This window comes from Actinomycetes bacterium (assembly GCA_036000965.1).
In the GTDB taxonomy this organism is placed as follows: domain Bacteria; phylum Actinomycetota; class CALGFH01; order CALGFH01; family CALGFH01; genus DASYUT01.
The window spans coordinates 1-6,528 of record DASYUT010000257.1 but is presented as its reverse complement, the minus strand read 5'-3'; the positions used below and the strand labels follow the sequence as shown (position 1 = coordinate 6,528).

Genomic DNA, 6,528 nt, shown 5'->3' with positions numbered 1-6,528 from the left:
GCGTAACCGGGCGATGGCGCACATCGAGCGGCGAGTCCGCTGCCGGCCGTGCGGCGGTCCGTTCAGGGATGGAGGCTGCCAGAAGTGTGGCGGGCGCGAGAGCAAGGTCGCCTATCGCGCCCGCTACATCGACCCGGCCGGGCGAGAACGCTCGAAGAGCTTTCCTCGCAAGGTCGACGCTGAGCGGTTCCTGACCACGACGGAGAGCGGGAAGCTGCACGGGACATGGACCGACCCGGCGCTTGGGAAGGTCACCTTGGCTGCCTGGCTTGAGACGTGGTGGACGACAGCGGCCGACCTGCGGCCCTCCACCCAGGCGCGGGACCACTCTTACTTCGATTCCTTGGTTCTCCCGCGGTTCGGCGCTACACCCCTGGCCGCGATCACGCAGCCGGCCGTGCAGGCGTGGGTGGCCGAGCTGTCGGCTCGGGGCTTCAAGCCGGCCACCGTCGTCAAGGCGTACCAGCTCCTAGGACGCACGATGACCGCTGCCGTCAACGCCGACATGCTCGCCCGCTCGCCATGCCGGGCGGTGCGGCTGCCGAAGGTAGAGCGCGACGAGATGCGGTTCCTCACCCCGGCGGAGGTCGCCCGCCTGGCTGACGCGATCGGCCCTCGCTATCGGGCGCTGGTTCTGCTCGGGGCCTACGGCGGGTTGCGCATCGGCGAGCTGGCCGGCCTGCGCAGGGGTCGCGTGGACCTCCTGCGAGGCATGGTCGACGTGGCCGAGATCGTCGTGGAGGTCAAGGGCAGGCTCTACATCGGGCCGCCCAAGACGCGGGCCGGGCGCCGGACAGTCGGCCTGCCGCGGGCCGTTGTTGAGGAGCTGGCCGCCCACATGGGGCCGATCGGCCCGGCCGACGCTCGTGTGTTCACGTCGGACAAGGGCGCAACCCTGCGAACCTCGAACTTCCGGGCGAAGGTATGGCTTCCCGCCGTGCGCACCGCTGGCCTGACGCCGCTGCGCCCGCACGACCTCCGGCACACCGCCGTCGCGCTGTGGATCGCAGCCGGGGCGAACCCCAAGGAGGTCAGTGTGCGCGCTGGGCACACCTCGGTCGCGTTCACGCTCGACCGCTACGGGCATCTGTTCGAGGGGCACGACCTTGAGTTGCGGGACCGGCTCGACGCCATGCTGGCCGAGGGCCTGAAGGGTTCCGGCCCGGGGGTCGTGGTGGAGCTTCGGGCCGCCCTCCCGTCAAGCGGCGACGGCCCAGAGACGGCCCAGGGCAACCCAAGCAACGAGGAAGGCCCGGCGCAATACCGGGCCTCACCTGCGGGTTTGTGGGGTGCGCCGCCAGGGACTCGAACCCCGAACCGTTGCCTTAAGAGGGCACTGCTCTGCCAATTGAGCTAGCGGCGCGCGAGTGCCGAGACTACCAGACGGTTGCGTGTGGCAGCGAGGCGGTTGGTGATCGTCGGGGGAGGCGCCCACCGCTGGACGCCACCGGCAGCCGAAGCGGGCTGACATGTGAGCTGACGGCGGCCGCTTGATCCTTGTCGGGGTCACCAGGGAACCCCCCAAGGCCTGCTCGACGGCGAGCGACGCGTCGCGGTACATGGCCGAGCCGGCTGCGGTCTTGGTGTCAGCCGGCTCGGCGGCCCTGCGGTCGCTGTCATCGCCGTCGCCGCACGAGGCGAGCGCCACGACCAAGGAGTTGAGCGCTCAGAGGATCATGCCAGAGCACGCCTGAAGGGATGAACGGTGCCCAGGGTGTTCGGCGCCGCGGCGTTTGGCTGAACCCTCCGGCCAGCGGGTCGTTCGGCTGAACCTCGGGTCAGCGGGTCGTTCAGCTGAACTCGGGTCAGCGGCGCCATTACCGTAGCTGGGAGGGGGCTGGGGCTCGTCCGTCGCGGGCGTCGCGGGCAGGCGTGCGACCTCGCACGCCGTCTGTGGGCGCCACCGAGCCCGGCAAGACACCGGTGCTCACGGGCTGGGGACATCTCACGGTGTAGGCGGTGTAGGCTTTGCGCATGGCGTTCGACGAGGGGTTGGCGCAGCGGCTCCGTGAGCAACTCGCCGGCACGAGCGGAGTGGCAGAGAAGAAGATGTTCGGCGGCCTGTCATTCCTGGTCGACGGCAACCTGTGTGTCGGGGTGATGGGCGAGGAGCTGATCGCTCGTGTCGGCCTCGACGCCACGGAGGCCGCGCTCGGGCGCCCTGGTAGCCGGCTGTTCGACTTCAGTGGCCGCCCGATGAAGGGATGGATCACGGTCGACCCCAACGCCCTCGAGGCCGACGACGCCCTTGCCGGCTGGGTGGACGAAGCGCTCAGGTTCGTACGGACGCTGCCGCCGAAGTAGCCACCGGTGGCGACGAGCCCCTGGTTGGGTCTTGCTCCGGGCTGTAACGCGGGCCGGGTCGGGGAGACTGACCCTCGACCGACCGCTTACCAAGAGGAAGAGGAGAGGAAGAGGAGGCGCGATGCGCACGGTTGTAGGCCGGCGTCTGCGGGACGCGGACGTCGGCTAACTCCGCCAGCTGGCCGCCTGCCACGCGGCGGCCACCATCGACCTGGGAACCGGCGACGGCCGCTCCGTGCTCGCCAGTGCTGCGGCGCAGCCCGACCGGCTGGTCGTGGGTGTCGACGCCAGCGCCGCGGCGATGGCGGCGGCGTCGCGGCGTGCGGGCGCCACGCCCCGCCGCGGCGGGCTGCCCAACGCCCTGTTCGTGGTGGCCGCCGCCGAGGCGCTGCCGCGAGAGCTGGACGGCGTGGCCGACTTGGTCACCGTCCATTTCCCATGGGGCTCGCTGCTCCGTGGCCTGCTCGGCGCCGACCCGGCGACCATGACCGGGCTGACCAGGGTCATGCGGCCGGGCGCGACCGTGTCGATGCTGCTGTCGGCGACGGTCCGGGACCGCGGCGCCGGCGTGGCGCCGATCCAGGAAGCGACCTTCCACGCCGTGGCCGGGGCGTACGGCCGCTACGGGCTGGTCATCACCCAGGCACGGCCGGCGACTGCCGCCGACGTCGCCGCCGCCCGTTCGACCTGGGGCAAGCGCCTGGGCGCCGGCGTGCAGCGGCCGGTCTGGCTGCTGCGGGCGCGGTTCGCATCGCCCGGGCCGTCGGCATGACCATGCGGGAGCGGGCCCTGGCCCGGTACACGGCCCGCTGGCGGGATGCCGTGCGCAAGGTGCAAGACGATGCCGACCGCCTCGCCCGCCTGAGCGGCCTGTCCAGGCCCCGGGCTGCGTCGCCTGCGCGGTGCTGGGCTGCGGCTGGGGGCCTGCTCCGCTGGCGCGACGAGCGGACCTGCCGGGTGCAGCAGGAGGACCCGGCGTGGCTCTACCATCCAAGCCGACCCTTGGGCGCCAGATGGCCCACCCTCCGGAGAACCGGGGAACCTCAGGAGAGGATCTGAGCTCATGATCGGACGACTCCACCATGTGGTCATCGACTGCCTCGACGGCCGGGCACGCCGGGTACTCCCGCACCACGTGGCGGCGCCGTCGGATCCGAGCGTTGCGCTGCCGCCCCGTACCGATATCGCGTGGCTGCAGCCGTTTCCGGGACCCCGGCCTGTTCCCGGCGTTCGCCCTGCCCACAGCGTTGCCACCGACGCACCGATGAGTTTGCGCGCGACCCGCCGTCTCAACAGGGGGCAACCAAAATTGATCTCGACGGAAGTAGATCATGGGTAAGGTGCTGTATTCGGTCACGATGTCGCTGGACGGCTTCATCGCCGGCCACGGTGGTGACATGTCCTGGTTGACCGAGCACCTCGGGCCCAACCCGACGGTGGACGAGGTGATCGGCAAGAGTGGATGCGGCGTCCGCGTGTGGTGCCAATGCCGGGGCGGCTTGGTTGCTCCCGGTGCGCGTCGGCGCTGCTACTCGTCGAGGGCCTGGTCGAGGGGGACGAGGCGCTGCTGCAGGCCGAAGATCGCGGCCTGGGTGCGGTCGGCGAGCCCCAGCTTGGCCAGGATGCTGGACACGTGCGCCTTGACGGTCTCCTCGCCGATCTGCAGGGCCCGGGCGACCTGGCGGTTGGAGCGGCCGCGCGCCAGGGCGGCCAGGACCTCCAGCTCGCGTGGAGACAACTGGTCCAGCGGCCGCCGGCGGGCCGCGACCTGGCGGACCTCGCGGACCAGCCGCGCGGCGATCCGGGGCTCCAGCACGCTCTCGCCGCGGGCGGCGGCGCGGACCGCGGCGACGACCTGGTCGACGCCGGCGGTCTTGGGCAGGTAGGCGAGCGCGCCGGCGCGGACCGCGGCCAGCAGGTGCTGGTCGTCTTGGGAGGAGGTGAGCATGAGCACCTCGGTGGCGGGCCGGTCCTGTTTGATCTGGCCGAGTACGCTGATGCCGTCCTGGCCGGGGAGGAACAGGTCCAGCAGCACCACGGTGGGTGCCAGGGTGCGCGCCGCGGCGATCGCGCTGGGGCCGTCGGCGCACTCGCCGGCCACCTGGATGCCGTCCTCCTGCTCGAGCAGGAAGCGCAGGCCCTGGCGGACGACCTGATGGTCGTCGACGATCAGGACCCGGATCACGGCCGGCCCCTTGGCAGCACGACCCGCACGCTGGTGCCCTGCCCCGGCGTGGAGTCGAGCTGGAAGGTGCCGCCCAGCTCGGCGACCCGCTCGCGCATCAACCCCAGGCCGAGGCCGTGGCGCTCGGTGGCCCGGGCCGGGTCGAAGCCGGCGCCGTCGTCAGTGACCGCGACCGCGACCTGGCCGTCCTGGTGGTGCAGCCGCAGCGTGATCCTGGTCGGCTGGGCGTGCTTGACGGCGTTGACGAGCGCCTCCTGGACGACGCGCAGCACGGCGTGCTCGGCGGGTGGGACCAGCTCGACCGGCTCGAGCTCGGCGTCGACGGTCACGCCGAGCCGCTGGTGGTAGGCCCCGCACAGCTCCTGCAGCGCCGCGACCAGGCCAGCGTCGGCGAGCGCGACCGGACGCAGCTCCAGCAGCAGCGCCTGCATCTCGTGCATGGTCTGGGTGGCGGTGTGCTCCATCGTCTCGACCTGCGGGTGCAGCGGGGAGCCGGCCGGCAGCGCCCTGCGCAGGCCGCCCGCGAGCAGGCGCAGCGAGAACAGGTCCTGCGAGATCGAGTCGTGCAGCTCGCGAGCGATGCGGGCGCGCTCGCCGGCTTCGGCGAGCTGGCGTTCGGTGGCGATGGCGGCGTCCAGCCGCTCGGCCATACGGTTGAGGTTGCCCTCGAGCTGGGCGACCTCGTCGCCGCCGGACACCGCCACACGCTGCTGGAAGTCGCCGCCGGCGACCGCGACGGTGGTGGCGGCCAGCCGCTGCAGCCGCCCGACCAGCCGCCGGGTCGACAACAGGCCGAAGACCAGCCCGACCGGGATGGCCGCGACCAGCACCAGCAGCCCGACCCCAAGCTGCGGCAGCACGGCGTCCCAGCGGGTCGACTCCCCGGCCAGGCCGGGAAGCCTGGCCGCGGCCGGGACCTGCACGTAGACGACGCCGAGCAGGTCGGACGTGGCGAGGGGCTTGCGCTGCAGGTCGGGCTGCTTCCCGAGGTCGACCACTGGCGCGGCCGCCCACAGCACGTCGCCGCTGGGCGTGGGGGTCGGGACCAGGCCGTCGAGCTTCCCCCATGCCAGGGGCGGCTTGGTGGTCATCCTGGCGGGCAGCGCGCCCATGCCGGGCTCGCCGACCCGCCCGCCGACCCGGTACCGGGCCGGGTAGGAGCTGGCTACCACGCGCCCGTCCGGGGTGAGCAGCAGCGCGAGCGACATGGGCTTGGTGTCGTCCTGGGGGATGGTGGTGTAGGGGATGGCCACGCCGGTGCCGTCGGCGGACACCTGGGCCTGGCCGGGCCCCAGCCGCAGCTCGCGGTCGCCGAGCTGCAGCTCGCGGTCGGTCGGCAGCCGGCCCGACCTGGCGGCCAGCAGCATGGCCCTGTTGGCGTAGCCGCTGGCGGTGAGCGGGACGAGCGTCGGCTGCTCGGCCTGGGACACCAGCCCCGGCACCACGATCACGGCCACCACGGCCTCGACCAGGATGACCGCCGCGGCGGTGACCAGCAGATAGGAGGCGGTCATCTTGGCCTGCAGGCCCAAGCGTCGCTTCATCGGCATTCCCCGTCCTTGCCGCCAATCTTCCACCATCGACGCGCCCCACCGGAACGGCGACCGGCCCGGAGTCCGGCTGTGGCAGGTCAGACGCTGCGCAGCGCGTCGGTCGGCGCCAGGCGCGCGGCGCGCATCGCCGGGTACAGCCCGGCGACCGCGCCGATGGCCAGCCCCGCGGCCAGGCCGCCCCAGATGGCCACGGGCGGGACCAGCACCGGCCACCGCTGCCGGTCGGCCACGCCGACGGTGATCGCGGCGCCGATCGCCAGGCCGGTGGCGCCGCCGATGGCGGCCAGCAGCAGCGACTCGACCACGAACTGGGCGGCGACGTGGCTGCGGGTGGCACCCAGCGCCCGGCGCAGGCCGATCTCGCTGCGGCGCTCGAGCACCCCGATGACCATGGTGTTGGCGATGCCGATCCCCCCCACCAAAAGCGCCACCGCGCCCAGGCCCAGGAACAGGCCGGTGGTGGCGCCCTTGGCGGCCACGCGGGCG

5 protein-coding genes, 1 tRNA gene and 1 pseudogene are annotated in these 6,528 nt (G+C 72.8%); 3 read left to right on the top strand and 4 right to left on the bottom strand.

Going from position 1 to position 6,528, the window contains the following annotated elements; all coding sequences use genetic code 11:
* Window positions 1-1,290 precede the first annotated feature (1,290 nt).
* Window positions 1,291-1,363 (bottom strand) — tRNA-Lys (locus VG276_22385).
* Window positions 1,364-1,974: 611 nt separating this feature from the next.
* Here VG276_22385 and VG276_22380 point away from each other — a divergent pair.
* The 3 genes and pseudogenes from VG276_22380 (at window position 1,975) to VG276_22370 (ending at window position 3,767) form a co-directional block, all read left to right on the top strand.
* Window positions 1,975-2,304, top strand: coding sequence for a TfoX/Sxy family protein (locus VG276_22380; GenBank protein ID HEV8652064.1), 330 nt, complete (start codon window positions 1,975-1,977; stop codon window positions 2,302-2,304).
* 178 nt (window positions 2,305-2,482) lie between these two features.
* Entirely contained in the window at window positions 2,483-3,076 is a 594-nt protein-coding gene (locus VG276_22375) for a class I SAM-dependent methyltransferase (GenBank protein ID HEV8652063.1), read from the top strand.
* A 559-nt stretch (window positions 3,077-3,635) separates the two neighbouring features.
* Window positions 3,636-3,767 (top strand): annotated as a pseudogene (locus tag VG276_22370) (dihydrofolate reductase).
* A gap of 65 nt (window positions 3,768-3,832) precedes the next feature.
* Here VG276_22370 and VG276_22365 read toward each other — a convergent pair.
* The 3 genes from VG276_22365 to VG276_22355 all read right to left on the bottom strand — a co-directional run.
* Window positions 3,833-4,489 (bottom strand): response regulator transcription factor, encoded by a 657-nt coding sequence (locus VG276_22365; GenBank protein ID HEV8652062.1) that lies wholly within the window; start codon window positions 4,487-4,489, stop codon window positions 3,833-3,835.
* The gene (locus VG276_22360) at window positions 4,486-6,033 is read right to left on the bottom strand and encodes a sensor histidine kinase (protein ID HEV8652061.1); all 1,548 of its coding nucleotides are present in this window, start codon (window positions 6,031-6,033) and stop codon (window positions 4,486-4,488) included. Before VG276_22360 ends, VG276_22365 begins: the two co-directional genes overlap by 4 nt.
* An 86-nt stretch (window positions 6,034-6,119) precedes the next feature.
* Window positions 6,120-6,528: FtsX-like permease family protein (locus VG276_22355; protein ID HEV8652060.1), on the bottom strand; the 409-nt coding region annotated here is incomplete at its 5' end.